The following is a 26,695-nucleotide window of genomic DNA, read 5'->3' on the forward strand; positions in this document are numbered from 1 at the left end:
CAACCCCGTCGTCGGACGTCGGTCTGGACGACTAACTGTCCGATTCGGCAGACCCTGACAACCGGCATTGCTACTGTTGTTGACTGATCGTCAACAACAACGCCGGAGGCCGAAGAATCATGAGTTTCAAGAGTCCCTTTCCCCCTGTGGAGATCTCCGAGGATTCGATCTACGAGACGTTGTTCGGGTCGATCAGCGAGGAGGACCTGGATCGGACCGCGCTGATCGACGCCGGCGCCACCGAGGGCACCACCTACCGAGAGCTGATCGGCCGGATCAACGCCTTCGCCGGAGCGCTGGCAGCGCGTGGCATCGAGGTGGGCGACAAGGTTGCACTGCTGTCGCCGAACACCTCGGCGTTCGCGTTCGTGTTCCACGGCATCCTGCGTGCGGGCGCCACTGCGACCACGGTCAACGCGCTGTTCACCGCGCCCGAGATCGCCAAGCAGCTCACCGACTCGGGTGCCAAGATGCTCATCACGATCACCCAGCTCGGCGACCAGGCCAAGGCGGCAGCAGCGCAGGTCGGTTTGCCCGAGAGCGCGGTGATTTTGCTGAACGGGCCCGGAGAGGCCGAGAGCCCTCACCCGAACGCGCTCGATCTGCTGGGTGCCGGCCTTGCGGCTCCGGACGTCAGCTTCGACCCGGCCACCCATCTTGCGGTCCTGCCGTACAGCTCGGGCACCACCGGCAACCCCAAGGGCGTGATGTTGACCCATCGCAACCTGGTCGCCAACGTGGCGCAGAGCCAGCCGCTGCTGAACATGTCCCACGACGACTCGGTCCTCGCGGTGCTGCCGTTCTTCCACATCTACGGGATGACGGTGCTGCTCAACCTCGCGCTGTACAACCGGGCGAGGCTCGTGGTGATGCCCCGTTTCGATCTGGTGCAGTTCCTCGAATCCATCCAGAACTACAAGTGCAGCTATGTGTTCATCGCGCCGCCCGTGGCGGTTGCGCTGGCCAAGCACCCGCTGATCGACGACTACGACCTGTCGTCGGTCAACACCATCATGTCGGGTGCCGCGCCACTGGACGAGGTGCTGGGCAATGCTGTCGCCAAGCGCCTGAACACCCGGGTCATCCAGGGCTACGGCATGAGCGAGCTGAGCCCGGTCAGCCACGCCATGCCCAGCAAACCCGGCGACGGTCCGGAGGCGCCGCTGTCGTCGTGCGGTTGGCCCATCCCGAACACGGTCAACAAGATCGTCGATCCTGCCACCGGCAACGAGATCGACATCCCGGCCGAAGGACTCAGCGAGCCGGGTGAGCTGTGGGTGGCGGGTCCGAACGTCATGGCGGGCTACCTGAACAACGACAAGGCAACCAAGGAGACCATCGACGACGACGGGTTCCTGCACACCGGTGACATGGCGCGGGTCGATGCGAACGGCTGCGTCTACATCGTCGACCGGCTCAAAGAACTCATCAAGTACAAGGGCTACCAGGTGCCGCCCGCCGAACTCGAGGCGTTGCTGCTCACCCACGACGATGTCGCGGACGTTGCGGTCATCGGCGTGATCGAGGCCGACACCGGCGAGGAGATCCCGAAGGCGTTTGTGGTCAAGCGCGAAGGCTCCGATCTCACCGGTGAGCAGGTGATCGAGTTCGTCGCCTCGCAGGTTGCTCCGCACAAGAAGGTCCGCGAGGTGGAGTTCATCGACGCCATCCCGAAGAGCGCGGCAGGCAAGATCCTCCGCAAGGATCTGCGCAAGCCCGCCTGATCCGTCTGGTCCCGGCGTCTCACAGCGTCGCCAGAGGGCTTCACCAATACAGAAGACGCTCCACCGGCCGGTGGAGCGTCTTTTGTGTATTCGGTGGATATCTGGCGTCAATCGGTTGCGGCGGCGACCTTTTCGCTCGAACGGTTCGCCTCCACCGCGCCGGCGCCGGCGTGCCGGACGTGCTTGCTGGGGATGACAAGCGCCAGCAGCGCGGCAGCGAGAGCAGCGAGGCCGCCGACGATGAACACCAGCTGGAAGCTGGACTCGGCCGGCACAGAGGCGGTCGGGCTGAGGTCGATCACGGAGCTGGCGAGGATGGTGGCCATCAGCGCCGACGCGATCGCCGTACCGATGGATCGCATCAGCGAGTTGAGGCTGTTGGCGGCGGCCATCTGGTGCAGTGGTGCGGCCGACATGATCAACGCCGGCATGGCCGAGTAGCCGATTCCCACGCCTGCGCTGGCGATCACCATGGCCACACAGATCTGCCACGGTTCGGCCATCAGGAATATCGAGAACAGGTAACCCAGGGCGATGATCACCGAACCGATGAGCAGCGTGAACCTCGGACCGATGTGAATGTTCAGCCGGGCCGAGACCGGCGAGAGGAACATCATCATCAGTCCTCCGGGGGCCAGCAGCAGGCCGGTGGCGAGGATGGTCTGTCCCATCCCGTACTCCACGACGCCTGGGATGTGCGGGATCTGCAGCAGCTGCGGCGCCGCCAGGCTCATCGCCATGAGGGCGAATCCGATCAGCACCGACGCCGCGTTGGTCAGCACGATGATCGGCTGCGCCGACGTGCGAAGGTCCACCAGGGGCGTCTTGATGCGAAGCTCGAACCAGCCCCAGAGGACCAGGACCACCAGGCCGGCTCCGGCCAGGCCAAGCGTCAACGCACTGGTCCATCCCCAGGTGTTGCCCTTCGACACGGCGAGCAGCAGCGCGACGAGGGCAGCGGTGATCCCGATGGCCCCGACGACGTCGAAGGTGCCGGGGGAGCGGACCGGTGATTCGCTGACCAGGATCAGCACCAGGAAGAAGGTGAACGTGGCGAGCGCGCCCGACGTCCAGAACAGGACGTGCCAGTCGAAGGTCTGTGTGATGTAGGCGGCGACCGGTAGTCCGATCGCGCCACCCACACCGAGGGTCGCCGACATCGTCGCGATGGCACCGGGGACCCGGGCCGGTTCGAGCTTGTCGCGCAGCAGGCTGATGCCACACGGGATGAGGCCCATCGCCAGTCCCTGGATGCCGCGTCCGATGATCATCGGGAGCACCATCGAGGTGAGCGCACAGATGATCGAGCCGAGAACCATGGCGGCTATACACGACAGGATCACCACGCGTTTGCCGAACATGTCGGCGAGGCGGCCCGAGATCGGCATCGCGATCGCGGCCGTCAGCAAGGTGGCGGTGATGACCCAGGAGGCGTTGTCGGAGCTGGTGTCGAGGTAGCCGGGCAGCTTGCCGACGATGGGCACGACGAGCGTCTGCATGAACGATGCCAGCAACCCCCCGAAGCACAACACCGCGATGAGCAGGTTCGGGTTGGGATTGGTGTTCGACTCACGTTTCATTACTTGCATCATGCATGCAAATGAGTTCGCCAAACAAATCGGACACGAGCGCTGACCTGCAGTCGGAGCCCGGATAAGGCTTGTTTGTGACTACGCCAGCATGCGGGCGCGTAAGCGATCCAGGTCACCCGCGGTCACCCGGCATGCCGCCAGATACTCGTCGAAGGTGCCGAACTTCTCCAGGGCGGCCTCGCGCGCGCTCTGCAGGTAGTCGGCCTTCACCCCGAGGAGGTCATTGGAGATCTCGATCGGTTCGCCGCCCTCCGGTGGGCCGTAGATGCGCTGCAGGTGCGCGCGAAGGGCGTCGATGTCGCCGTTGCTCTCCAAGTAGTCGGCCATGATCTCGTCGGGATCCACCGCGAGCGCGGTGAGCACGGCAGCCACCACCCAGCCGGTGCGGTCCTTGCCGGCTGCGCAATGCACCAAAACCCGCCGATCGGGGTCGCCGAGCAACTTGATCACCTGGTCAACGGTGCTCATCGCGCCGGGGAGCGCGGGCATCTGCGCGTAGACGTCGTACATGTAGCGGGTGCGGTTGGCGATGTAGTCGTCGCCAGACATCTCGTGTGGTGCCTTGCCGTCCGGCCGGAGATCGAAGGGAACGATGTGCACCTCGATCGAGTCCGGAACGCGGTCCGACCCGCTCTTCTCGATCTCCGCGTAGTCACGCAGATCGAAGACATCGGTGACGCCGAGGTTGATGAGATCTTGCCCGCCGGTGTCGTCGAGGTTGCTCAGTTCCGAACTGCGGAACAGCAAACCCGAAGCGACGCAACGTCCTTCGGTGGTCTTGAGGCCGGATACGTCACGGAAATTCCACGCGCCTGAGAGCATGGCGTCAGTGTAGGGGGTCGATCCGCGCGGTGTGTTGTTGTTGTTTGGCCTCGATCGACCGATAGGTGTCGAATGCCACGACCGGCAGGTGACAAATGCTTCCGTGGCGGGCCTGTGGAAAACTACTGCCCTATGAGCAACGGAACCCTGATCTTGATGCGTCACGGTGAAAGCGTGTGGAATGCGTCCAACCAGTTCACCGGTTGGGTCGACGTTGCCCTCACCGAGAAGGGCGAGGCCGAAGCGGTACGCGCCGGCGAGCTGCTCGTCGAGCACGATCTGCTCCCCGACGTCCTGTACACCTCGCTGCTCCGCCGCGCGATCTCGACCGCTCAGATCGCTTTGGACAGGGCCGACCGCCACTGGATCCCGGTGGTGCGTGACTGGCGATTGAACGAGCGGCACTACGGCGCTCTGCAGGGTCTGAACAAGGCCGAGACCAAAGAGAAGTTCGGCAACGACCAGTTCATGTTGTGGCGCCGTAGCTACGACACCCCGCCGCCGGTCCTGGAGAAGGGCAGCGAGTACAGCCAGGACGCAGATCCCCGGTATGCGGACCTGCCGGCAGTTCCACAGACCGAATGCCTCAAGGATGTTGTCGACCGATTGATCCCGTACTACAACGAGACCATCGTCGCCGACCTCAAGGCGGGCAAGACGGTGCTGGTGGCTGCGCACGGCAATTCGCTGCGCGCTCTGGTGAAACACCTCGACGGGATCTCGGACGACGACATCGCGGGGCTGAACATTCCGACGGGTAATCCGCTGCGCTACGACCTCGACGAGAATCTCCAGCCGGTCATCAAAGGCGGCGCATATCTGGACCCCGAGGCTGCCGCTGAAGGCGCTGCGGCGGTGGCGGCGCAGGGGAGTAAATAGCGAGCAATCGCTCTTTCTTTTCGATCGGAAATTCGCGATCAAGTGATTGCCGCATCCCGCTCTCGTACCCCTTGATCAGGTCTACCCTGGTCTCATGATGGCGCTTGCCCATCTGACCGGCGAATCCAGCTGAGGCGGGGGAGCATTGCATGGCAAATATCCGCGTGACACATTCTCAGGCCCAGGAACGGTATGAGATCTTCGACGGCGAGCAATACGTCGGATACCTCGACTACGTCAGTGAGCCCGAGCAGGTGGTGCTGACCCATACCGTCGTGCTCGATCAATTCAGTGGCAAAGGTTATGCCGGGCACCTGGTGAAGTACGTCCTCGACGATATCGAGCGCTCAGGGAAAAAGGTCGTACCGCTGTGCTCGTACGTCGGCTATTTCATCGAGCAACATCCGCAATATGCGCCGATGGCCACTGAGGTCACCCGCTGATCCACCCTGGACGTCACCTCGATTCGATGAGCCCGATCCCTGCCGATCGCGCGTGCGGGGCTCTTTCGGCGACCATCGGATGAACAGCGTCCGAACACTTGCGCGCTGACTTGTTACCGACCGTCACTGCCCAGCATTCTGCTGTGGTGTCCTGTTGCCCTGCCCGTAAGATTTGCTTGTGACCGCAATTTTCATCGCGGCAGTGGGCGTGCTGGCACTTCTTATCGGCGTGGCGGCCGGATGGTATCTGGGCCGCAGGCGCGCCGCCTCCGCGTTCTCCGACCTCGCCCGATCGGCAACGCCGGTCGAGTCCGATGTCGCACCACTTCTGCATCCGTCGTCCGCCCGGGTTCCCCGGATGACCCGGGCCACCCTGCTCGACCTGATCATCGACGGTGGTGAGACCGGTGTTGCGGTGGTCGACGACGTTCGGGACGTCGTGTTCTTCAACGATCGCGCCAACGCCCTCGGCATGGTCCGCGACCATCTCCTCGACGACGACGTGTGGGACTACGCCAGATACACCCTCGAGAGCGGCGACACCAGCAGGTTCACCTTCGTACCGCCGCAAGGCATCGGCGCCTTTGTGTCCACCGGCCGGGGGCCGGGCCGCAAGATCCAGTCGGTCTCGTGTGTCACCGAACGGATCTCGGACGGAGACGAGCGCTACACCGTCATCTACGGCCAGGACGACTCCGAACACATGCGGGTCGAGCAGACCCGCCGCGATTTCGTGGCCAACGTCTCGCACGAACTCAAGACGCCCGTCGCCGCCATCGGACTGCTGGCCGAAGCGTTGATGGAATCGGCCGATGACCCGTACTCGGTGGAGCACTTCGGTGAGCGGGTCCGCATCGAGGCCCTGCGCATGGGCAACATGGTCTCCGAGTTGATCGCGCTGTCGCGGTTGCAGGGCGCCGAGAAGCTGCCCGACCTCGAGGACGTGGAGGTGGACGTGCTCATCGACGAGGTCATCGACCGCGCCCAGATCAACGCCGAGGCCGCCGGCATCAAACTCACCACCGACGAGGATTCCGATCTGCACGTCGACGGCGACCACACCCTGTTGCTCACCGCTCTGAACAATCTTGTGGCCAACGCAATCGCGTACTCGCCCAGCGGTACCGCGGTGTCGGTGAGCAGGCGTGTGGTGACCATCGACAACCGCCAGATGGTGGCCATCGCCGTCACCGACCGCGGCATCGGGATCGCCCCGCAACACCAGCAGCGGGTGTTCGAACGCTTCTTCCGGGTCGACAAGGCGAGGTCGCGGGCCACCGGGGGAACAGGCCTGGGGCTGGCCATCGTCAAACACGTTGCGGTGAACCACGGCGGATCCATCGACCTGTGGAGCAAACCCGGCACCGGATCCACTTTCACCCTCACCATCCCGCTGGCGACACGCACCACGTCGCGAACCCCCGAGTTGTCCACTGCCACAAGCGCAGAACCGACCACGCAGACCGTGGTCACCGAAGAGAGAGAACTGAGCCGTTGACACATGTGCTGATCGTCGAGGACGAGGAGTCCTTGGCCGACCCGCTTGCGTTCCTGCTTCGTAAGGAGGGATTCGAGGCCACCATCGTCACCGACGGCAACTCTGCGTTGCCCGTCTTCGAACGCGTCGGTCCCGACATCGTCCTCCTGGACCTCATGCTGCCGGGTGCCTCGGGTACCGAGGTGTGCAAGGCGATCCGCGCCAAGTCGTCGGTGCCGGTGATCATGGTGACCGCCCGCGACAGCGAGATCGACAAGGTTGTGGGGCTCGAGTTGGGCGCCGATGACTATGTGACCAAACCCTATTCGGCCCGTGAGCTGATCGCGCGGATCAGGGCGGTCCTGCGCCGCGGTGGTGATTCGGCCGAGACCGACGACCTCGACGGCGGACTCATCGAGGCCGGCCCGGTCTCGATGGACGTCGAACGCCATACGGTCTCGGCCAGTGGCCAGTCGGTGACGTTGCCGCTCAAAGAGTTCGACCTGCTCGAGTATCTGCTCCGCAACGCCGGACGGGTACTCACCCGCGGACAGCTCATCGACCGCGTGTGGGGCGCCGACTACGTGGGCGACACCAAGACCCTCGACGTCCACGTCAAGCGGCTGCGGTCGAAGATCGAATCCGACCCCGGCAACCCGAAACACCTCGTGACGGTGCGCGGTCTGGGCTACAAGTTCGAGCCCTGAGTTCTCAGGTGACGTCCGGCAGACCGGGGTCGGCGATGTCTTCGGCCTCGGGATGCTGGGCGTACTTGCGGTCGCCCTCTTGGCGCTGGGTGGCCTTTGCCGTGGCCGGGTGCACCGCGACGAGGCCCAGCGCGCTGCGGCGACGGCAGACGGTGGCCAATTCGTCGTAGGCCGGTTTGCCGATCAGCGCGATCAGCTCGGGTCCATACGATTGCCACACCTGCTTCTCGCCGATGTGCGCGTCCGGCGACCCCGAGCAGTACCACTTCAGGTCGGCGCCACCTGAACCCCAGCCCCTGCGGTCGAACTCGGTGATCGTGGTCTTGAGCACCTGTTCACCGTCGGGGCGTTCCACCCACTGCTCCTCCCGGCGAACAGGCAGTTGCCAGCAGACCTCCGGCTTGACCTCGAGTGGCTCGATGCCCTTGCGCAGTGCCATCGAGTGCAGGGCGCAACCCTGCCCGCCGGCGAACCCCGGCCGGTTCAGGAATATGCAGGCGCCCTTGTACTTGCGCGTCTTGATGGCGGGCTCGTCGTCCAGCTCATCCTCTTCGAGGTATCCCCGCTTGCCCAAGGGGTCTTTGCCCGAACCCTTTTCGTAGAACTGCCAGTCGTCGGGCGTCAGCATGGCCGCGGCCTTGGCGAGGTTCTTGCGGTCGCCCTTGTCGGACAGATAGGCGCCGTGGCTGCAACACCCATCGCTCTCGCGGCCCTCGATGATGCCCTGGCACGCCGGGGTGCCGAAGACGCATGTCCAATGCGACAACAACCAGGTGAGGTCGGCGTTGATGATGCGTTCGGGGTCGGCTGGGTCTGCGAATTCGTACCATTCCCTCGGAAAGTCCAACGGGACCTCGGGGGCGGGCACCATTTTGGAGGCTGGCTGCACAAGTATCAACGGTAGACGCACTAGGTTGTAAGCCGTGCGTTTAGGAGTCCTCGATGTCGGCAGCAACACTGTCCACCTGTTGGTGGTCGATGCTCACCGTGGCGGTCACCCGACCCCGATGAGCTCGACCAAGTCCACTTTGCGGCTCGCCGAGCAGATCGACACCGATGGGCGGTTGTCCGATCCCGGTGCAGACAGCCTGGTGGAGGCAGTCGACGAGTTCACCAAGATCGCCTATACCTCGGGCTGCAAACAGGTGATGGCGTTTGCCACCTCGGCCGTTCGTGATGCCACCAACTGCGATGACGTACTCAACCGGGTCGCCGATGAGACCGGTGTGCGCGTGGTTGTGCTCTCCGGCGTCGACGAAGCACGACTGACGTCGCTGGCGGTGCGCCGCTGGTACGGATGGGGCTCGGGCCGAATCGTCGCCCTCGACATCGGCGGCGGGTCACTCGAGTTGTCCAACGGCGTTGACGAGGAACCCGACGTCGCGTTGTCGTTGCCACTGGGCGCCGGCCGGCTGACCCGCGAGTGGTTGTCGGACGATCCGCCCGGCCGCCGCAAGGTCGCGGTGCTGCGTGACTGGCTCGACGCCGAACTGGCGCCGGCGGCCAAAGAGCTTCTCGCGGCGGGCACGCCCGACCTCGCCGTTGGCAGTTCCAAGACGTTCCGCTCGCTGGCGCGACTCACCGGAGCGGCGCCTTCCAGCGCTGGACCCCGGGTGAAGAGGACACTGACCAGCAATGGTCTACGGCAGTTGATCGCCTTCATCTCCAGGATGACCACGGCGGACCGGGCCGAGCTGGAGGGAGTGAGTGTGAACCGCGCGGGACAGCTCGTGGCAGGCGCACTGGTGGCCGAGGCGAGCATGCGAGCACTGTCGATCGATACTTTGGAGATATGCCCGTGGGCCCTGCGCGAAGGTGTCATTCTGCGCAGACTGGACCTGGAGTCCAGCGATACCGAGTTGCCGGCTGGTGAACGCTAAGGATGGTGAACTAACTCATGGCTAGAGGATCCGATCCCGATTCACGCCCCATCTCGGTTGCCGAGTTGTTGGCGCGGGCCAAGGAGCAGGACGCGGAGAACGCGGCAACCGGGTCTCAACCTGCAGCCAACCCGCCGACCGGCCGTCGCCACCGTGGAGGCAAGGGCGCGGTGTCGGTTGCCGAACTCACCGGCGAGATCCCTCGGGTGAACGATTCTGCCCCGCCGCCCAGCCGAGGTGACAACCCTGTCCCGCCACCCACCCGGGACTTCAACTCAGCAGACGTGTCCAAACGCGCGCAGGACACCGACGATGCCGCCGCACCGACGCCGGGCGAGCCCGAACGTCCTGTTCTGTCGCGCCCCCGTGATGTCGAGGCGCCGGCGGATGAGCAGCGGGCCGATGAATCATCGGAGGGGTCGGACACAGAGTCGGCGCCGAGCGGCGACCAGACCGCAGCCATGCCGGCGGCCTACCCTGGCGAGCGCGAGGACTCGCAGACCGGGTCGGGAGAGGCCCAGCAGTCCGACGGGCACCCCGACGAGGAGACCACCGGCGTCATCGCATCGGTCCAGGCGTATTCGCAGGTGGACGAGAACGACCCCGACCGCAACAGGGAAGACGGTCAGCACGACTTCCGTACCGCCGCCGAGCGCGAGGCCGACTTCCAGCGGTACCGCAACTTCGAGGACGTCGACGACTCCTCTGCCGCCCCCAAGCCGGCCAAACGCAAACGCGGTTTGTTCGGCTTCGGACGCAAGGCGGACGAATCGGCACCTGCGCCGTCGGCGCCTGAGCGGTCCGACGACCACGCCGGTGGCAACACCGACCACCAGGTCACCCAGCTCATCCCGACGGTCGATGACTCCGGCCACCCTCCGGCCCAGCCCGACGCGTCCACCCGATCGATGCCCACAGCGGACGGATCGCAGCAGGCCGAGCCGGAACAGACGGCCCCGCAACCCGCCACTTCGCAGCAGGCCACCACGGCAACGTCGGGTGCAGCCTCGGGCCGTTACCTCCGGTTTGATGTCGATGACGACGAGCAGACGCAGGGGTCAGGTCCAGATCTGACCAAACGCGATGTACGGCAACCGGATCCGCGAGAGGTCGACCTCACGGGCACCGACCCGGTGGCGTCCGGCATGCCGTCGGGCCTGCGTGAGGTCGGGGCCACGGAAGAACACGGACCGCTGATCCATCCGCAGGTGCACCCGAGCGCCGAAGAGACCGAGGCCGTCAAGGCGCGGCTCACCGGATCCTCTGCCGACACACCGGCCGGCGGGACGGACGCTCGATCGACCCACGACGAGGGCAGCGCTCAGACCGCCGACGGTGATTCGCGACACTCGCCGACCGTGCAGTGGTTGATCCTGATCGGTCAGGTCCTCGCCGGATTGGCAGTGGGCGTCGCCCTCTTCTGGGGCTTCACCGAACTGTGGCGCTGGAACGTGTATTTCGCGCTCGTCCTGGCGGTCGCGGTCATCTTCGGCATGGTCACCCTGGTCCATGTGGTCCGTCGCAGTCAGGACCTGATCAGTACACTCTTGGCGTTGGGGGTCGGTCTCCTGGTGACCATCGGCCCGTTGGTTCTCTTGCTCGTCGCCGGAGACTGAGAGTGCCCGAGGAGATCGCCGTGTCCGCGCAGGGTTCTCCGAAAGAGTCGATGAGAGAAGACATTGCGATCGGTCTGTCGACCGCGTCCGTGTATCCCCAGAACACCGAAGCCGCTTTCCAGTACGCCAATGATCTGGGGTACGACGGCATCGAGCTGATGGTGTGGGCAGAACCGGTCAGCCAGGACATCGACAGGGTCGCGTTCCTGTCCGACCGCTACCATCTGCCTGTGTTGTCGGTGCATGCACCGTGTCTGCTGATCTCGCAACGGGTCTGGGGTCGCGACCCCGCCGCCAAGCTGGCGCGGTCGGTGGCCGCGGCGGAGGATCTCGGCGCCGGGACCGTGGTGGTGCATCCACCGTTTCGGTGGCAGCGAAAGTACGCGGGTGGTTTTCGCGATCTGATCGACGCACTCGAGGACGACTCGGGGATCGACATCGCGGTGGAGAACATGTTCCCTGTCCGCACCGACAGGTTCTTCGGCAAGTACGAGGAGGCCGCCGGGCGGATGCGAAGGCGCGGTGGGGGACCGGGCGCGGCGGTCTCTGCCTTCGCGACGTCGATCGACCCCACCGATGACGGTTTCGCGCACTACACACTCGACCTCTCCCATGCGGCGACCGCGGGCGCGGATGCGATCGAGATGCTCAACCGGATGGGCGGTGGCCTACGTCACCTGCACCTGACCGATGGTTCGGGGGCGGCTGTGGACGAACACCTGGTCCCCGGCGACGGTTCGCAACCCTGTGTGCAAGTGTGTAAAAGTCTGGCCGCCGGGGACTTCTCCGGGTCGGCCATTCTGGAGGTCACCACGAGTTCGGTGAACACCAAGGCCGAGCGTCGTGAGATCCTTTCCCGCTCACTGGATTTCGCGAGAACGCACCTCGAGAGGCCGTAGCCGACCCATCCGGGCCGCCACCGAGTCTTCCGATGGCCGTGGCCGGGATGAATGTAGAACCGTTGAAGGAGTACCGAGCACTGTGTCCGAGCCCAGCCTTGCCCGCCTGAACATCCTGCAAGAGATCACCGCTGCCAGCGGTGACCGAGTCGAGTACTCGGCTCAGATCGACCCCGTCTTCACCATCGGGCCCAAGGTGCACGGCGGCACACTGCAGATGCTCAGCGCCAATGCGGCCCTCGCCGGCTTCCGGGCCACTGCGCCGTCCGACAAGCCCGCATCCGACGATCTCGCCGCGATGGCGATCTCCACCAATTACCTCGGCGCACCCGACCCGGCCGAGATCACGTTGCACGTCTGGGTGCGCAAGCGCGGCCGTCGGGTGTCGCTGGTCGATGTCGAGATCCATCAGAACGGCCGCAATCTGGTCCACTCGACCGTGACGGTCGGAACACCCGATGTGGACAACCACTACTCGGCCCCCACCCCGCTCTCCGCGATCCCGGCCTCACCCACCGAAGACGTCATCTGGGTCGAGAAGAGCCCGGTCGGCGAGGTCATGCACCTGTCCGCAGTGCTCGACATCGCCATCGAGGAGCGATCGCTCGCGTTCACCCGTGGGGAGAAGGCCGATCCGGTGTTCCGGATGTGGGCGCGGCCCAAGGAGGCCGACCCTGATGCTCTGTTCGCGATCCTCTGCGGCGACCTGAGTGCGCCGGTGGTGATGAACCTGAATCTGTTCGGCTGGGCGCCCACCATGCAGTTGACGACGTATCTGCGACGTCGGCCCGCGCCCGGATGGCTGCGTATCCAGGCCTCGAGCACCGAGGTCGGGCACGGCTGGTTCGAAGAGGACCACGTGGTCCTCGACTCCACGGGCCAGGTTGTCGTCCAATCGCGGCAACTCGCGATGATCCCGGCCGCGGGCTGACGACCACCCGGCAGCGATCCGGTCCATCGCCGGCGGGGTCGTCCACACCCCGACGATCCCAGGCGACCTGCGGCGAAACAATCAGCCCCGGTGGACTCGCCAGAACACAGTGGACTCGCCAGAACACAGTGGACTCGCCAGAACACATCCACATCAGCGTGAGAAAGTGAGCAGCATGACTCAGCGAATCGCAATCATCGGCGGCGGCAAGATCGGTGAGGCGCTGCTGGCCGGCTTGATCAAGACCGGCAAGCCGACCAAGGATCTGGTCGTGGCGGAGAAGTCGACGCGCCGGGCCAAAGAGATCACCGAGGACTACGGGGTGCGCGTCACCGACATCCCCGACGCTGTCGAGGGCGCCAACATCGTTGTCCTCGCGGTCAAGCCGGGTGATGTCGACGCCGTCCTGTCGATCATCGCCGACGTCGAGGATGTCGGTGAGGCCGAACGTCTCACCGTCACTCTCGTCGGCGGATTGCCGATGCTGAAGTACGAGAACGCTCTGCCTGCCGGTGCGCCGGTGGTGCGCGTGATGCCCAACACCCCGATGCTTGTCGGCGAGGCCATGTGCGGGATCGCGGCGGGTCGGTACGCCACCGACGAGCACGTGGCCACCGTGGTGACGCTGCTCGAGACCGTCGGCAAGGTGGTGGTCGTCCCGGAGAGGCAGATGGATGCCATCACCGCGCTGTCCGGATCGGGGCCTGCCTACGTCTTCTTGCTCGCCGAGGCGATGATCGACGCCGGCGTGTCGATGGGGCTGACGCGGTCGATGGCCACCGAACTCGCCGCGCAGACCGTGCGTGGTGCCGGCGTACTGCTGACCGACTCGGGGGTCTCGCCGGTGGATCTGCGCGCGGCCGTGACCTCACCGGCGGGCACCACCGCCGAGGCCCTGCGTGAACTCGAGCGCTACGGCATGCGTCATGCGGTGTCCGAGGCGATGCGGGCGAATGCAGCCAAGAGCGAGGCGACCGGCCGCGCTGTGCTGGCGAACATCGAGACGTCCTGAATCGTCGTCAGGCACCGCGCCGGGGCGATCTCATGCGACAAAATCGACCCAGTTACCTACTCACGTCGCATTAACCCCACCCGCCACGCTAAGCTTCGGGGAGCACGTGCGTGTCTGGAGTCCGCCGGAGGGGAAGCCGAGCGGCCGCGACGCGTGCCCCGGAGGTATGAAAATTTCATGGCATCTGCAAGCAAGTCAGGTGACAACGCCGGTGGTGGAACTCAGTTCCTGACCGTCGCGGAGGTCGCATCACTGATGCGCGTCTCGAAGATGACCGTGTACCGCCTGGTGCACAACGGAGAGTTGCCCGCGGTACGCGTGGGCCGTTCCTTCCGAGTGCACGCCAAGGCAGTCCACGATTACCTCGAAACGTCGTACTTCGACGCCGGTTAGGCCTCACGAGGCATACCCGACGGGCTGGGCCGCCACGGTGGCCCGGTCCGCGTCGGCCATTGGATCGAAGACCGCCGCGGTGGATTTCGTGACGAGTACGGTGGCGCGGTAAGGTCGGTAGTCGACCCGTTCGCCTGTGTTCTGGCGTACGACGTTATGTGAGCCAGCCTCGTTGGACGGCAAAACCTTGAAGGACCATCGGTCAGATCGTGAGGAAGTTCCCACATGGGTTCAGTGATCAAGAAGCGCCGCAAGCGCATGTCGAAGAAGAAGCACCGCAAGTTGCTGCGTCGCACCCGGGTGCAGCGCAGAAAACTCGGTAAGTGAGTTTTCTTTTTCGTTCAGAACCCGCCGACATATCGGCGGGTTTTGTTTTGCCCGGATAAAGGCTCTCTCGCCTGATGTGACCGGCGGGAAATTACTGAGCCACTGACTGGATGAAGACGGGCAAAGTTCCGTACGCTGGGCACATGGTCGAGGGTGGGGATGTGGCGGATACAACGCCGCGCGTTGTGTTGGTGACCGGCGCATCGACTTTTCTCGGCGGATATCTGACCACTCGTCTGGCGCAGAATCCCGACATCGACCGGGTGATCGCCGTCGACTCGCGGGCCCCGTCCAAAGACATGCTGCGACGTTTCGGTCGCGCCGAATTCGTCCGGGTGGACATCCGGCGTTCGGCGATCGCGAAGGTGATCGACAAGGCCGGTGTGGATACCGTGGTGCACGCCGCGACCTCGGTGATGGACACCGTGGGTCATTCGCCTGCCATCAAAGAGTTCAACGTCATCGGCACGATGCAGCTGTGCGCCGCCTGCCAGCGCAGCCCGACGGTCAAGCGTTTTGTCGTCCGCTCGTCCGGCATGATCTACGGCGCCAGTTCGGCCGACCCCGCGCATTTCTCCGAAGACACCCATGCCCGGCGTGAGCCGACACACGGTTATGCCCGTGACCTGCTCGACGTCGAGGGTTATGCCAGAGGCCTCGGCCGCAGGCGACCCGACATGTCCGTCACCATCCTGCGGTTGTCGGCGATGCTCGGACCGCAGATCTCCACCCGCATGAGCAAGTATTTCTCGGCCACGGTGATCCCGGTGGTGATCGGTCACGAACCGCGACTGCAGTTCCTCCATGAAGAAGACGCCCTGTCGGCGCTCGAGCACGCGACTCTCGCCGGGCGCGCCGGCACGTTCAACATCGCCGCCGATGGTGTGGTGACACTCAGTCAAGCGGTGCGACGGGCGGGCCGCGTCGCTCTGCCGGTCCCGGGCCGGATGTTGGGAACGGTCGCCGGGGTCTACCGCGGCATGCGCGTTGCCCCGTTCCATGGCGATCAGGCCGACTACCTGACGTTCGGCCGGGTGCTCGACACCACCCGGATGCGTACCGAACTCGGCTTCGAGCCCAAGTACACCAGCCTGGAGACGTTCGACGACTTCTTGTCCCGAAAACCGTTGGAGCCGGTGATCTCACCGGCGGCCTGGCGGCGCTTGGAGCAGTGGATAGCCCAGGCCGCGAAGCAGCTGACGTGAGCCGGGCGACTGGAGAAGGTAAGTTCATCCGATGCCTGGCGCGGGGGCGACCATGGCGGGGACAATCGACAAATGTTCGACACGACCACGTAGGGGCGGCGGGCATCATGCTTGAGGGAGGTGGGTGATCGTGCAGAATCGGAATCGTACGTCCGACGCGCGAACGGCCAAGGTGATCCAGCTGTACTCCAGTTCGCCGGGCCCCGGTGGACAGCCGCGTCGTCGGCATCCGTCCCAGACCAACGGGCATCCAGTCAAACCTGCTGCGCCACAACAACACCCGAATCACCGCGGACATCCGAACACCGATGAGTTCGTGCAGGCGCCGGTCACACCGATCAGCGAGGACGTGCGCGCACAGCTCGAGGCCGGACGGTTCGAGCAGGCCGCCGAGATGTCGTCGAACTTCCTGAACCTCGACGGTGTCCGGCAGACGATCGCCGACACGATCACCGGAGCCGCCGGGTACGTGCGTCAGCGCGTGACCGGTGACTACGAGGTGGACGACTTCGGCTTCGACGCCCACTTCACCGAGTCGGTGTGGCTCCCCGCCTTGCGGGTCTTGTTCGACAAGTGGTTCCGGGTCGACGTGAGCGGTATCGAGAACCTGCCGCTCGACGGTGGGGGACTCCTGGTGGCCAATCACGCCGGCACCATCCCCATCGATGCCTTGATGACGTCGGTTGCCGTGCACGACTACCACCCGAGGAACCGGCACCTGCGCGTGCTCGCCGCGGACCTCGCCTTCGACACCCCGGTCATCGGCGACATAGCGCGCCGCACGGGGTCCACGCTCGCCTGCACCGCCGACGCACAGAAGTTGCTGCGCGGCGGCGAGCTGACCGCGGTGTGGCCGGAAGGCTTCAAGGGCATCGGCAAGCTCTACAAGGACCGCTACAAGTTGCAGCGCTTCGGTCGGGGCGGCTTCGTCACCACGGCGCTGCGTGCCAAGGTCCCGATCATCCCGGTGTCGATCGTAGGGTCCGAAGAGATCTATCCGATGCTCAACGACCTGAAGCCGATCGCCCGCCTGCTCGGTCTGCCCTACATCCCGATCACGCCGACGTTCCCGCTGCTCGGTCCGCTCGGTCTGGTGCCTTTGCCGTCCAAGTGGCAGATCCACTTCGGTACCCCGATCGAGACCGGTCATTTCGACGATCAGGCCGCCGACGATCCGATGGTGGTGTTCGACCTCACCGACAACGTGCGCGAAGACATCCAGCAGACGCTCTTCCGCATGCTCAGCCGTCGTTCGAGCATCTACTTCGGCTGACTCTCACCCCAACCCCGATTTTGGTGGGTTAAGGCGAGCATTTGCCCAGTTCAGGCTCACCGAAACCCACCAAAACCCGGGGAGTGGGGGAGTCAGCGGCGCAGGTGGCGGACTGCGGCAGCAGCGCCACCACCGGCCGCGCCGAGCAGCACGGCTGTCGGCACGCCGATCTTCGCGGCTTTCCGGGCCGTGCGGTAGTCGCGGATCTCCCAGCCACGCACCCGGGCGACCTCACGCAGGTCGGCATCGGGATTGATGGCCACGGCGGTGCCGACCAGCGACAGCATGGGGACGTCGTTGTGCGAATCGGAGTACGCCGTGCAGCGCTTGAGGTTCAGACCCTCGCGGATCGCGAGGGTGCGGACGGCATGCGCCTTGCCGAGCCCGTGCAGGATGTCGCCGACCAGCCGTCCGGTGAACACCCCGTCGACGCTCTCGGCGACCGTGCCCAATGCCCCGGTCAGTCCGAGCCGGTCTGCGATGGTCTGGGCCAGCTCCACCGGTGTCGCGGTGACCAGCCACACCTGCTGTCCGGCGTCGAGGTGCATCTGCGCAAGGGTGCGGGTGCCGGGCCAGATCTTGTCGGCGATGAACTCGTCGAAGATCTCCTCGCCGAGCCGCACGAGTTCGTCGGTCTCGCGCCCGGCGATGAAGGACAGCGCCTTCTCCCGCCCCTGCGCGACGTCCTCGGAGTTCTCCCGGCCGGTCATCCGGAATTTCGCCTGCGCCCAAACGAATTCCATCACGTCGCGGTAGCTGAAGTAGTCGCGCGCGGCGAGGCCGCGGGCGAAATGCACGATCGACGCACCTTGGACAAGTGTGTTGTCGACGTCGAAGAACGCCGCAGCGGTGAGGTCCGGCGGGACGTCGGTCGGCGTTCCGGGCTCGTCGGATTCCAGGAAGGTCGAAGGCTCGCTCTCGTCGAGTCCGCGTTCCCGCAGCTTCGACGACGCGGCCCGTGCACTGGCCTCGCCGGCGAGCGACTGGCGCAATTCGGCTGCCGACTGACGGAAACGCCCGACCCGGCTCGTCAACGGGGAGAGCGGGCCGGCCGTGGCGGTAGGGCGTAGGCGCTGCCCGTGGTCGCCGGCGGGCCGGTCGTCGAGGTCGTCGTCCCCCGAATCGTCATCGAGGTCGTCATCCCTGAAATCGTCTTCGGGGGAGTCGTCGTCCGGACCGTCCCCGGGCAGCTCACGCCGTCGGTCATCAGGCCCGTGGTCGTCGCCGTGCTCGGTGCGGGAACCGGCATCGTCCTCGCCGTCGGCGTCCCCACTGCCCGGAGTTGTGCTCACTCCATCGCCTCCTGTCGGTCGGTGCCAAGCCTAGTCGCCGATGCCTGCAACACTGGCAGGGTGAGGATCACGTTGCTGTCCCGGGCGGGTTGTGCCGCCTGTGCCCGTGCCAGGGCCGATCTGCGGCCGGTTGTCGACGAGTTCGACGTGGAGTTCGACGAGGTCGACGTCGATGCCGTCGCGGCCACCGATCCATCCCTGCGCGCCGAGTTCGGAGACCGGTTGCCGGTGATCTTGCTCGACGATCGTGAGCATAGCTACTGGGATGTCGATATTCCCAGGTTGAGGGCCGATTTGCGGGGCGCCGCCGGACACTAGTCCAGACGCATGGCCAGAAGAACCGCAGCCGAGTTTGTGAATCGATTCACAAGCGGTACCGTAATGCCTCGAGTTGGTGTTGAACCTGCCATGAGCAGGTGAAGCGCACCGGAGTCCGCAAAGCCGCGGACGATGCAGCCCAGAAGAAAGACGGACGCATGGCCAAGAGTTCGGCGGGGTTCAACGCCCAGTCCGAGATCCCCAGCGCCTCGGTCGCTCGATTGGCCACCTACCTCCACGTTCTGCGTTCGCTGAGCGAGAGCGGCGCGATGGTGGTGTCGTCCGGTCAGCTGGCCACCGCAGCGGGGGTCAACCCGGCGATCCTGCGCAAAGACCTCTCCCACGTCGGGTCGGGCGGAGTCCGCGGCGTCGGCTACGACGTCGGCCGGCTGATCGCCCGGATCGCCTTGGCCCTCGGAGTCGAGCACAACCACAACGTGGTTTTGGCCGGCGCCGGCCACCTCGGCAAGGCACTGCTGAGCCGGGTGGGATTCGAACGACGCGGGATCAAGATCGTTGCCATGTTCGACGCCGATCCCGAGCTGGTCGGGACGACGATCACCGCGGCCGAGGGTGAGTTGGCCGTGCGGGCGCTCGACGAGATCGGCGACATCTGCCAGGAGCACGGGGTGGAGATCGCGGTCCTCGCGACCCCCGACGCCGACGCCCAGGCCACCTGCGACGCATTCGTCGAGGCCGGGGTGCACCAGATCCTGAACTTCACCGCGCTCGCGCCGCGCGTCCCCGAGCACGTGTACGTGCGGCCGGTGGACTTCGCGCTCGAGCTACAGGTGATGGCCTTCAACGCGGCCCGACGGCACAATGCGGACTCCGCGGTGGTGCCACGCGAGCAGCGCAGTAGTGGACGTGCCCCGAGGAGTGGGGCGAAGACGAGAGCACGATCAGATCAGAGATCGGTGGGCGTGTGAGTATTTTCCTGTTCGGCGTTTCGCATCGCAGCGCGCCGGTACCGATCCTCGAGCGACTCGCCGTCACCGACGACGACCGTCCGAAGATCATCGACGATCTGCTGGCCAGTCCGCAGATCAGTGAGGCGATGATCGTCTCGACGTGCAACCGCGTCGAGGTGTACGCCGTGGTCGACGCCTTCCACCCGGCCCTCGAGGCCGTGGGTGAGGTCATGGGCAAACACTCGGGCATGACGGTCAACGAGATGACCAAGTACGCCTACGTGCGGTACTCCGAAGCCGTTGTGGAGCACCTGTTCTCGGTCGCCGCGGGCCTGGACTCGATGGTGGTGGGCGAGCAGCAGATCCTCGGCCAGATCCGGTCGTCCTACGCCAGCGCCGACGCGAACCGCTCGGCCGGGCGAGTGCTGCACGAGCTGGCGCAGCAGGCGTTGCGAGTGGGCAAACGCGTCCACAGTGAGACCGGGCTCGACCGCGCCGGTGCATCGGTGGTCTCGGTGTCGCTCGAGCGGGCGCGGAGCATTCTCGACGGCGACATCACCTCTGCCGTTGTCCTCGGAGCCGGCGCGATGGGTGGCCTGGCCGCCGCCCACCTGGCCCGATCAGGGGTGTCGGAGCTGGTGGTCGTCAACCGCACGTTCGAGAAGGCACAGCATCTGGCGGCCAACGTCACCAAGAACCACGGCATCCCGGCGCGGGCGGTGCGTTTCGACGACATGACCGACGCGCTGATCGGCGCCGACGTGCTGGTGACCTGTACCGGCACCATCGGTGCGGTTGTCGGTGTCGGTGAGGTGCATTCGGCGCTCGCCCGTCGCGAGAACAGCAAACCACTGGTGATCTGCGACCTGGGATTGCCTCGTAACGTCGATCCTGCGGCCGGTCGGCTACCAGGTGTACACATCATCGATATCGAGGGTCTGCGTGGCGATGAGGCCACCAAGGCCGCCGATGCCGACGAGTTCGCCGCCCGCGAGATCGTCCTGGGTGAGCTGGCCGACTACCTGATGCATCAGCGTCAGGCCGAGGTCACCCCCACGGTCACCGCGTTGCGACAGCGCGCCGCCGAGGTGGTCCAGGCGGAGATCCTCCGGCTCGAGAGCCGGTTGCCGGGTCTGGACGATCCGCAGCGCGACGAGGTCGCCAAGACCGTCCGGCGAGTGGTCGACAAGTTGCTGCACGCGCCCACGGTGCGGGTCAAACAACTCGCGAGCACGCCGCAGGGCGACACCTACGCCGAAGCGCTTCGCGAACTCTTCGAACTCAAGCCCGGTGCGGCCGAATCGGTGTCGGCACCGGAGGTCGGGCTCGGGGACACAGCCGGACTCGGCGACACAGACGGAAAGGCCCGGTAGGACTTGAGCACCGACGAGACGAGTCCGATCCGTATCGGCACCCGTGGTTCGCTGCTGGCCACCACCCAGGCCGGCGACATCCGCGACGCACTGATCAAGGCCGGCCATCCTGCCGAACTGGTGATCATCAAGACCGCAGGAGACCTGTCGGCCGCACCGGTCCAGCAGATCGGCGTCGGGGTGTTCACCACGGCGATCCGGCTGGCGTTGACCGCGGGCGAAGTGGACGTCGCCGTGCACTCCTACAAGGACCTCCCGACGGCCCCTGAACCCGGGCTGCACATCGCTGCCACCCCGCCCCGCGAAGATCCACGAGATGCGCTGGTCGCAGCGGGTGGCAAGGTGCTCGGCGAGCTCCTGCCGGGAGCCACTGTCGGCACCTCCGCGCCGCGCCGGGCGGCGCAGCTTAGAGCATTGGGTCTCGGTTTGGAAATCCGCCCCCTACGAGGCAACCTTGATTCTCGGTTGGGCAAAGTCGCGAGCGGCGAACTCGACGCGGTGGTAGTGGCTCGAGCAGGACTGGTACGCATCGGACGGGCCGACGAGGTCACCGAAGCGCTGGATCCGGTTCAGATGCTGCCGGCGCCCGCACAGGGCGCCTTGGCCGTGGAGTGCCGCGCAGACGATGCCCGACTGGTGAGCATTCTCGCCGAGTTGGACGATCCGTCCACCCGTGCGGCGATTGACGCCGAACGTGCGGTGCTGGGGGCCCTCGAGGCCGGATGCACCGCGCCGGTCGGTGCGATGGCCGAGGTGGTCGAGTCGATTGACGAGGACGGACGCATTTTCACCGAACTGTCGCTGAGGGCGACGGTCGTGGCCGAAGACGGATCGGACGCGGTCAAGGCCTCGGTGGTGGGCCCGGTCGAACGAGCGGCCGAACTGGGCCGAGAACTCGCCGCAGAACTACTGGATCAGGGAGCAAGACAGCTTCTCTAGAAACAGTGGGCCGAGCTACAGCCCCACGGGGCAGGAGTGCTGAGCATGAGCCGTAACAAAAAGGCCACCACCCCCGGTCGCATTCTCTTTGTCGGGGCAGGCCCGGGCGATCCCGGACTGCTGACCGTCCGCGCCCGGACCGCGATCGAGAACGCCGTCACGGTGTTCATCGATCCCGACGTACCGTCCGCGGTCGTCGAACAGATCGGTGTCGGCTGGGGTGAGCAGGCCTCATCGAAGAGTTCGTCGACCGGTGCGACCCGCTCGGGCAAACAAGACATTAGCGGCGGCGAGCAACGCGATTCGCAGGGGGGTGATCCCCAGGACGCCGACGGCGCTGCCGCATCCGGGTCCGGTGCCGATTCGGCAGACGACTCGATGGGCAATGTGCGTCCCGCGCTGGGTGATCCCGCCGAGGTCGCCAAGACTCTCGTCGCCACCGCCAAGGACGGCCACGACGTCGTCCGACTGGTGGCAGGCGACCCTCTGACCACAGATGCGGTGCTGGCCGAGGTGAATGCCGTCGCCCGTACCCAGGTGCAGTTCGAGGTCATCCCGGGACTGCCCGCGACGGCCGCTGTGCCGAGCTACGCGGGTATGCCGCTGGGTTCGGGACACACCGAGGCCGATGTCCGCGGAGAGGTCGATTGGGCGGCACTCGCTGCCGCTCCCGGACCTCTTGTGCTCCACGCCACCTCGGGTCATCTCGCCGAGACCGCGAGTGCACTCACCGAGCACGGCCTGGCCGCGCAGACCCCTGCCGCCATCACCGTCAACGGCACCACCTGCCAGCAGCGCACCATCGAGGCGACGCTGGCCACGCTCAACGAGAGTGGAAGCGCCCTCACCGGACCGCTGATCGTCACCATCGGCAAGGTGGTCACCCAGCGCGGCAAGTTGAGCTGGTGGGAATCGCGCGCGCTGTACGGCTGGACCGTTCTGGTGCCGCGTACCAAGGATCAGGCCGGCGACATGTCCGATCGGCTGGTCACGCACGGGGCCATCCCGATGGAGGTCCCGACGATCGCGGTGGAACCGCCGCGTAGTCCCGCCCAGATGGAACGCGCTGTCAAGGGTCTGGTGGACGGCCGTTACCAGTGGGTGGTGTTCACCTCCACGAACGCTGTCCGCGCAGTGTGGGACAAGTTCGCCGAATTCGGTTTGGACGCACGAGCTTTCAGTGGCGTGAAGATCGCCTGTGTGGGCGAGGCGACTGCGGAGAAGGTTCGCGGCTTCGGCATCAACCCCGAGCTGCTGCCCTCGGGCGAGCAGTCCTCGCTGGGACTGCTCGAGGACTTCCCGCCGTACGACGACGTCTTCGATCCGGTGAACCGGATCCTGCTGCCCCGTGCCGACATCGCCACCGAGACGCTCTCGGAGGGGCTGCGTGGCCGTGGCTGGGAGATCGACGACGTCACCGCGTACCGCACGGTCCGCGCCGCGCCGCCGCCCGCCGAGACCCGCGAGATGATCAAGACCGGTGGGTTCGACGCGGTCTGCTTCACCTCGAGTTCCACGGTGCGCAACCTGGTGGGTATCGCGGGTAAACCGCACGCCCGCACCATTGTTGCGTGCATCGGCCCGAAGACGGCCGAGACCGCCACCGAGTTCGGCCTGCGGGTCGACGTGCGGCCGGAGAACGCATCGGTGCACGAGTTGGTGGACGCGCTCGCCGAGCACGCCGCTCGCTTGCGTGCCGAGGGTGCGCTGCCTCCGCCGCGCAAGAAGGCCCGCCGCTCACGCTCGTAGGCTGGAGGACATGACCTCACCGATCGATCGTCCCAGGCGTCTTCGTACCACTCCGGCCATGCGCCGGATGGTCGCCGAAACCTCCTTGGAGCCAAGGCATCTGGTGTTGCCGATGTTCGTGGCCGCGGGGATCGACGAGCCGCGGCCCATCAGCAGCATGCCCGGGGTCGTCCAGCACACACCGGATTCACTCCGAGCCGCCGCGGTCGCGGCAGTGGAATCCGGTGTGGGTGGTCTGATGCTCTTCGGTGTTCCTGCCGAGGGCGACAAGGATGCCGTCGGGAGCGTCGGGACCGATCCGGATGGTGTGCTCAATTCGGCTCTGCGACTCCTGAAGTCCGAGCTCGGCGACTCGACTGTCCTGATGGCCGACACCTGCCTCGACGAGTTCACCGACCACGGGCACTGCGGTGTGCTCGCCGATGACGGCACAGTCGACAACGACGCCACCCTGCTGCGCTACGCCGAGATGGCTGTGGTGCAGGCGCAGTCGGGGGCGCACCTGGTGGGGCCGAGCGGGATGATGGACGGTCAGGTGGCCGTGATCCGTTCGGCACTCGACGATGCGGGATACACCGACACCGCGATCCTCGCCTACACCGCCAAGTACTCGTCAGCCTTCTATGGCCCGTTCCGGGAGGCCGTCGGCTCGTCGCTGCGTGGCGACCGCAAGTCCTACCAGCAAGATCCCGCCAACCTGCGCGAGGCGATGCGCGAACTCGAACTCGACCTGTCCGAGGGCGCCGACATCGTGATGGTGAAACCGGCTATGTCGTACCTGGATGTGTTGCGGCGGGTGGCCGACGTGGCCGATGTCCCGGTCGCGGCCTACCAGATCTCGGGGGAGTACGCGATGATCACCGCGGCGGCCGAGCGCGGCTGGATCGACCGCGATGCCGCCATCCTCGAGTCACTCACCTCCATCCGGCGTGCCGGTGCCGACATCGTGCTGACGTACTGGGCGCACGAGGTCGCCGACAAACTCCGTTGACCGTGCCGACAATCTCGCCGACCGTGCCCTTAATCCCGCTGACCGTGCCGATAACCTCGTCGACCGTGCCGATAACCTCGTCGACCGGGCCGTCAGCGTCCATTCACGACGCATGGCCGGGCGAGCGTTGTGACGCCCGCGCGCAGCCGCTCGCCCGACCTCTAGGCTGGTGCCCATGTCCGTGACTCCACCGTCCTACAGCCAGGGCCCGTACGGCGGCTCCTCGCCCGAGTCACCCAGCAAGCCGGCTCTGGCCAGCCCGATGGCCATCGCCACCGAACTGTGGGCGCTGATCATCTTGGCGCAGTGCGTGGTTTTCGGTGGTCAGTACCAAGTGGCCTTCGATGCCGCCGACGAGGTGTCCCGGGACATGCCTGAGGGTGAGCTCCCCGATGGCGCCATCTGGGTGGTGTACGTCGTCGTGGGGCTGACCCTCGCCGCGGTGTTCGGGGTGCTCGCGTGGCTCGCCAGGTCCGGGCGGAATTGGGCCCGCCTGGTGCTCGGTTTCGTCAGTTTCTATCTCGTTGTGCAGACCGTGTCGGCGTTCTTCATCGAAGAGGCCGATCATTGGACGATGATCCCGACCGTCATCGGCGGAGTCGCGGCACTCGGCGCGGGTGTTCTGCTGATGCATCGGGACTCGGACAAGTACTGCAAAGACATGGCTGCGTGGCGAAAGAGTCAGTCGCACAAGGGCGCGCAGGCGCCGTGGCCGCAGGGCCCGCCGAGTGGGTATCCGCCCAACCCCGGTTACCCGAACCCCTACCAGCAGTACCCGCAGCAGCAATATCAGCAGCAGTACTACGGGGCGCCGGGGTACCAGCAGGGTGGATACCAGCACCCCGCGGGTCCGGACAACAGCCCGCCCTCGGAGCCCGGCAACACCGATCCGAGACGTTCTGACGACGCCGGATCAGATACAGGAGAACGCAAGTGAGCACCGAGTCCGTGAACCCGGGCGTGCCCCCGAACACCGTTGTGTGGGCGTATCGGTTGTGGCTTGCGTCCGGCGTCCTGCTCGCGCTGTGGGGTCTGTTCCAGATCGCCCTGGTGCGAACCGGGACCAGCGTGGTCTTCGGGGTGTTCTTCATCGTTGTCGGGGCTGCCCTGGTGTGGGCGGGCCGGCAGGCGTACGCCGGTGACCCGCGCTGGCGGTCGGCGGTGTCGGTGCTGACGCTGATGCTCGTCGCCATCGGGATCTTCGCCTCGATGCTCTACTCGCTGCCGATGGTCCCCGCACTGCTCTTCGCGTTGATCGGACTGTCCGGTTCGCTGACCGCCAACCGCCCCACGTCCGAGCCCTGGTTCGCTCGCCGGTGAGGGACTGCGCCCGTGAATGACGAGACACCCGACCACGAGGCCGACACGCCGGAGGTCGAAGGCGAGGTCTTGTTCTACGAACCCGGCGGCAGCTGGTGGGTCGTGACCATCGGCCCGCTCCTGTGTCTTGCCCTGCTCATCGTCGAGATCTTCGGTGAAGGCAAGGTGCACTGGCTCGCGCTCCTGATCTTCGCCGCCGTGATCGGCGGGTTCTCGCTCATCCAGGTGTACGCGGCTCGGTCTCACGTCACGGTCAGGTTGACCGAGACCACCCTGCGTCAGGGCGCTCAGACCATCGCGCTCGACGAGATCGACGAGATCTTTCCGCAGAACAACAGCCCTGAACATCAGAAGTGGGAGAGCGCTCCTGCCCTGGGTGAACTGACTGCCGTGCCGCGGCGACGCAAGGGTGTGGGCATCCAGTTGCGCAGCGGCAGACTGGCACAGGCGTGGGCCCGTGACGTCGACCATTTCCGGTCGGAACTGACCCAAGCTCACCAGGCGGTCGCCCTCGGGCTCGGTCCGAAGAAATCCACTTCACTCCAGAAGCCGAAGCCGAAGCCGAAACAGAAGAAGTCCCCGCCACCGGTACATGGTGACGAGGACTCTTCGTAGGTACGTT

At 65.8% G+C, this 26,695-nt stretch carries 27 protein-coding genes; 23 read left to right on the forward strand and 4 right to left on the reverse strand.

Features of this window, described 5'->3' with window-relative positions; translation table 11 throughout:
- Positions 1–119: 119 nt before the first annotated feature.
- Positions 120–1,724, forward strand: coding sequence for an AMP-binding protein (locus tag ACVWY6_RS01605; RefSeq protein ID WP_457535800.1), 1,605 nt, complete (start codon positions 120–122; stop codon positions 1,722–1,724).
- Positions 1,725–1,831: 107 nt separating this feature from the next.
- Here the strand turns inward: ACVWY6_RS01605 and ACVWY6_RS01610 are convergent, their stop codons facing one another.
- On the reverse strand, positions 1,832–3,304 hold the full coding sequence (locus tag ACVWY6_RS01610) for an MFS transporter (RefSeq protein ID WP_457535802.1): 1,473 nt from the start codon (positions 3,302–3,304) through the stop codon (positions 1,832–1,834).
- 90 nt (positions 3,305–3,394) lie between these two features.
- Entirely contained in the window at positions 3,395–4,138 is a 744-nt protein-coding gene (locus ACVWY6_RS01615; protein WP_457535804.1) for a tyrosine-protein phosphatase, read from the reverse strand.
- Between the two features lie 132 nt (positions 4,139–4,270).
- On the opposite strand from ACVWY6_RS01615, the gene ACVWY6_RS01620 reads away from it, so the two are divergent.
- The 4 genes from ACVWY6_RS01620 (at position 4,271) to ACVWY6_RS01635 (ending at position 7,644) form a co-directional block, all read left to right on the forward strand.
- Positions 4,271–5,017, forward strand: a complete 747-nt coding sequence (locus ACVWY6_RS01620; protein WP_023961310.1) for a phosphoglyceromutase — start codon at positions 4,271–4,273, stop codon at positions 5,015–5,017.
- Positions 5,018–5,166: 149 nt separating this feature from the next.
- Positions 5,167–5,460, forward strand: coding sequence for a GNAT family N-acetyltransferase (locus ACVWY6_RS01625; protein WP_023961312.1), 294 nt, complete (start codon positions 5,167–5,169; stop codon positions 5,458–5,460).
- 178 nt (positions 5,461–5,638) lie between these two features.
- Entirely contained in the window at positions 5,639–6,958 is a 1,320-nt protein-coding gene (locus ACVWY6_RS01630) for a sensor histidine kinase (RefSeq protein ID WP_457535806.1), read from the forward strand.
- The gene (locus ACVWY6_RS01635; RefSeq protein ID WP_023961315.1) at positions 6,955–7,644 is read left to right on the forward strand and encodes a response regulator transcription factor; all 690 of its coding nucleotides are present in this window, start codon (positions 6,955–6,957) and stop codon (positions 7,642–7,644) included. The genes ACVWY6_RS01630 and ACVWY6_RS01635 overlap by 4 nt, the downstream gene beginning before the upstream one ends.
- A 4-nt stretch (positions 7,645–7,648) precedes the next feature.
- Here the strand turns inward: ACVWY6_RS01635 and ACVWY6_RS01640 are convergent, their stop codons facing one another.
- Entirely contained in the window at positions 7,649–8,515 is an 867-nt protein-coding gene (locus ACVWY6_RS01640) for a hypothetical protein (protein ID WP_400729426.1), read from the reverse strand.
- Between the two features lie 52 nt (positions 8,516–8,567).
- Here ACVWY6_RS01640 and ACVWY6_RS01645 point away from each other — a divergent pair, with 52 nt between their 5' ends.
- The 9 genes from ACVWY6_RS01645 to ACVWY6_RS01685 all read left to right on the forward strand — a co-directional run bounded on the left by ACVWY6_RS01645 (position 8,568) and on the right by ACVWY6_RS01685 (position 17,180).
- Positions 8,568–9,524: a Ppx/GppA phosphatase family protein gene (locus tag ACVWY6_RS01645; RefSeq protein ID WP_023961317.1), complete on the forward strand. Its 957-nt coding sequence runs from the start codon at positions 8,568–8,570 to the stop codon at positions 9,522–9,524.
- Positions 9,525–9,541: 17 nt separating this feature from the next.
- Complete coding sequence (locus ACVWY6_RS01650; RefSeq protein WP_457535808.1) at positions 9,542–11,140, forward strand: hypothetical protein; 1,599 nt, start codon at positions 9,542–9,544, stop codon at positions 11,138–11,140.
- 50 nt (positions 11,141–11,190) lie between these two features.
- Positions 11,191–12,039, forward strand: coding sequence for a sugar phosphate isomerase/epimerase family protein (locus ACVWY6_RS01655; RefSeq protein WP_031333064.1), 849 nt, complete (start codon positions 11,191–11,193; stop codon positions 12,037–12,039).
- A gap of 82 nt (positions 12,040–12,121) precedes the next feature.
- Positions 12,122–12,970, forward strand: a complete 849-nt coding sequence (locus ACVWY6_RS01660; protein WP_400729224.1) for a thioesterase family protein — start codon at positions 12,122–12,124, stop codon at positions 12,968–12,970.
- Between the two features lie 175 nt (positions 12,971–13,145).
- Positions 13,146–13,982 (forward strand): pyrroline-5-carboxylate reductase, encoded by an 837-nt coding sequence (gene proC, locus ACVWY6_RS01665; RefSeq protein ID WP_023961327.1) that lies wholly within the window; start codon positions 13,146–13,148, stop codon positions 13,980–13,982.
- Between the two features lie 177 nt (positions 13,983–14,159).
- Complete coding sequence (locus ACVWY6_RS01670; protein WP_023961329.1) at positions 14,160–14,375, forward strand: helix-turn-helix domain-containing protein; 216 nt, start codon at positions 14,160–14,162, stop codon at positions 14,373–14,375.
- 225 nt (positions 14,376–14,600) lie between these two features.
- A complete protein-coding gene (locus tag ACVWY6_RS01675; RefSeq protein WP_003402602.1) occupies positions 14,601–14,702 on the forward strand; it encodes a 30S ribosomal protein bS22 in 102 nt (33 codons plus the stop codon).
- A 143-nt stretch (positions 14,703–14,845) separates the two neighbouring features.
- Positions 14,846–15,907 (forward strand): NAD-dependent epimerase/dehydratase family protein, encoded by a 1,062-nt coding sequence (locus ACVWY6_RS01680; RefSeq protein ID WP_023961333.1) that lies wholly within the window; start codon positions 14,846–14,848, stop codon positions 15,905–15,907.
- A 127-nt stretch (positions 15,908–16,034) separates the two neighbouring features.
- Positions 16,035–17,180: a lysophospholipid acyltransferase family protein gene (locus ACVWY6_RS01685; protein WP_030165593.1), complete on the forward strand. Its 1,146-nt coding sequence runs from the start codon at positions 16,035–16,037 to the stop codon at positions 17,178–17,180.
- A gap of 92 nt (positions 17,181–17,272) precedes the next feature.
- Here the strand turns inward: ACVWY6_RS01685 and ACVWY6_RS01690 are convergent, their stop codons facing one another.
- Positions 17,273–18,472 (reverse strand): HAD family hydrolase, encoded by a 1,200-nt coding sequence (locus tag ACVWY6_RS01690; protein WP_457535811.1) that lies wholly within the window; start codon positions 18,470–18,472, stop codon positions 17,273–17,275.
- Between the two features lie 60 nt (positions 18,473–18,532).
- Here ACVWY6_RS01690 and ACVWY6_RS01695 point away from each other — a divergent pair, with 60 nt between their 5' ends.
- From ACVWY6_RS01695 to ACVWY6_RS01735, 9 genes are all read left to right on the forward strand, one after another.
- Entirely contained in the window at positions 18,533–18,790 is a 258-nt protein-coding gene (locus ACVWY6_RS01695; RefSeq protein ID WP_457535813.1) for a glutaredoxin family protein, read from the forward strand.
- Between the two features lie 98 nt (positions 18,791–18,888).
- A complete protein-coding gene (locus ACVWY6_RS01700; protein ID WP_457535814.1) occupies positions 18,889–19,719 on the forward strand; it encodes a redox-sensing transcriptional repressor Rex in 831 nt (276 codons plus the stop codon).
- Positions 19,716–21,074, forward strand: coding sequence for a glutamyl-tRNA reductase (locus ACVWY6_RS01705; RefSeq protein WP_023961346.1), 1,359 nt, complete (start codon positions 19,716–19,718; stop codon positions 21,072–21,074). Before ACVWY6_RS01700 ends, ACVWY6_RS01705 begins: the two co-directional genes overlap by 4 nt.
- 3 nt (positions 21,075–21,077) lie before the next feature.
- Positions 21,078–22,013, forward strand: a complete 936-nt coding sequence (hemC, locus tag ACVWY6_RS01710) for a hydroxymethylbilane synthase (protein WP_023961348.1) — start codon at positions 21,078–21,080, stop codon at positions 22,011–22,013.
- Positions 22,014–22,058: 45 nt separating this feature from the next.
- A complete protein-coding gene (locus tag ACVWY6_RS01715) occupies positions 22,059–23,762 on the forward strand; it encodes a uroporphyrinogen-III synthase (RefSeq protein ID WP_457535817.1) in 1,704 nt (567 codons plus the stop codon).
- A 10-nt stretch (positions 23,763–23,772) separates the two neighbouring features.
- On the forward strand, positions 23,773–24,753 hold the full coding sequence (hemB, locus tag ACVWY6_RS01720) for a porphobilinogen synthase (protein WP_457535819.1): 981 nt from the start codon (positions 23,773–23,775) through the stop codon (positions 24,751–24,753).
- A gap of 175 nt (positions 24,754–24,928) precedes the next feature.
- Positions 24,929–25,690 carry a hypothetical protein gene (locus tag ACVWY6_RS01725; RefSeq protein WP_457535821.1) on the forward strand — a complete coding sequence of 254 codons (762 nt, stop codon included), beginning with the start codon at positions 24,929–24,931 and terminating at the stop codon, positions 25,688–25,690.
- Positions 25,687–26,073 (forward strand): hypothetical protein, encoded by a 387-nt coding sequence (locus tag ACVWY6_RS01730; RefSeq protein ID WP_400729192.1) that lies wholly within the window; start codon positions 25,687–25,689, stop codon positions 26,071–26,073. Before ACVWY6_RS01725 ends, ACVWY6_RS01730 begins: the two co-directional genes overlap by 4 nt.
- 12 nt (positions 26,074–26,085) lie before the next feature.
- Positions 26,086–26,688 (forward strand): hypothetical protein, encoded by a 603-nt coding sequence (locus tag ACVWY6_RS01735; RefSeq protein WP_457535823.1) that lies wholly within the window; start codon positions 26,086–26,088, stop codon positions 26,686–26,688.
- Positions 26,689–26,695 lie beyond the last annotated feature (7 nt).

Source organism: Williamsia sp. R60 (assembly GCF_054063855.1).

Excerpts from the sequence above, each read along its gene's own strand:
- ACVWY6_RS01605 (WP_457535800.1), top strand. The coding sequence starts at position 120 with ATGAGTTTCAAGAGTCCCTTTCCCCCTGTGGAGATCTCCGAGGATTCG.
- ACVWY6_RS01610 (WP_457535802.1), bottom strand. The coding sequence starts at position 3,304 with ATGAAACGTGAGTCGAACACCAATCCCAACCCGAACCTGCTCATCGCG.
- ACVWY6_RS01615 (WP_457535804.1), bottom strand. The coding sequence starts at position 4,138 with ATGCTCTCAGGCGCGTGGAATTTCCGTGACGTATCCGGCCTCAAGACC.
- ACVWY6_RS01620 (WP_023961310.1), top strand. The coding sequence starts at position 4,271 with ATGAGCAACGGAACCCTGATCTTGATGCGTCACGGTGAAAGCGTGTGG.
- ACVWY6_RS01625 (WP_023961312.1), top strand. The coding sequence starts at position 5,167 with ATGGCAAATATCCGCGTGACACATTCTCAGGCCCAGGAACGGTATGAG.
- ACVWY6_RS01640 (WP_400729426.1), bottom strand. The coding sequence starts at position 8,515 with ATGGTGCCCGCCCCCGAGGTCCCGTTGGACTTTCCGAGGGAATGGTAC.
- ACVWY6_RS01650 (WP_457535808.1), top strand. The coding sequence starts at position 9,542 with ATGGCTAGAGGATCCGATCCCGATTCACGCCCCATCTCGGTTGCCGAG.
- ACVWY6_RS01655 (WP_031333064.1), top strand. The coding sequence starts at position 11,191 with ATGAGAGAAGACATTGCGATCGGTCTGTCGACCGCGTCCGTGTATCCC.
- proC (WP_023961327.1), top strand. The coding sequence starts at position 13,146 with ATGACTCAGCGAATCGCAATCATCGGCGGCGGCAAGATCGGTGAGGCG.
- ACVWY6_RS01670 (WP_023961329.1), top strand. The coding sequence starts at position 14,160 with ATGGCATCTGCAAGCAAGTCAGGTGACAACGCCGGTGGTGGAACTCAG.
- ACVWY6_RS01675 (WP_003402602.1), top strand. The coding sequence starts at position 14,601 with ATGGGTTCAGTGATCAAGAAGCGCCGCAAGCGCATGTCGAAGAAGAAG.
- ACVWY6_RS01680 (WP_023961333.1), top strand. The coding sequence starts at position 14,846 with ATGGTCGAGGGTGGGGATGTGGCGGATACAACGCCGCGCGTTGTGTTG.
- ACVWY6_RS01715 (WP_457535817.1), top strand. The coding sequence starts at position 22,059 with ATGAGCCGTAACAAAAAGGCCACCACCCCCGGTCGCATTCTCTTTGTC.
- hemB (WP_457535819.1), top strand. The coding sequence starts at position 23,773 with ATGACCTCACCGATCGATCGTCCCAGGCGTCTTCGTACCACTCCGGCC.
- ACVWY6_RS01725 (WP_457535821.1), top strand. The coding sequence starts at position 24,929 with ATGTCCGTGACTCCACCGTCCTACAGCCAGGGCCCGTACGGCGGCTCC.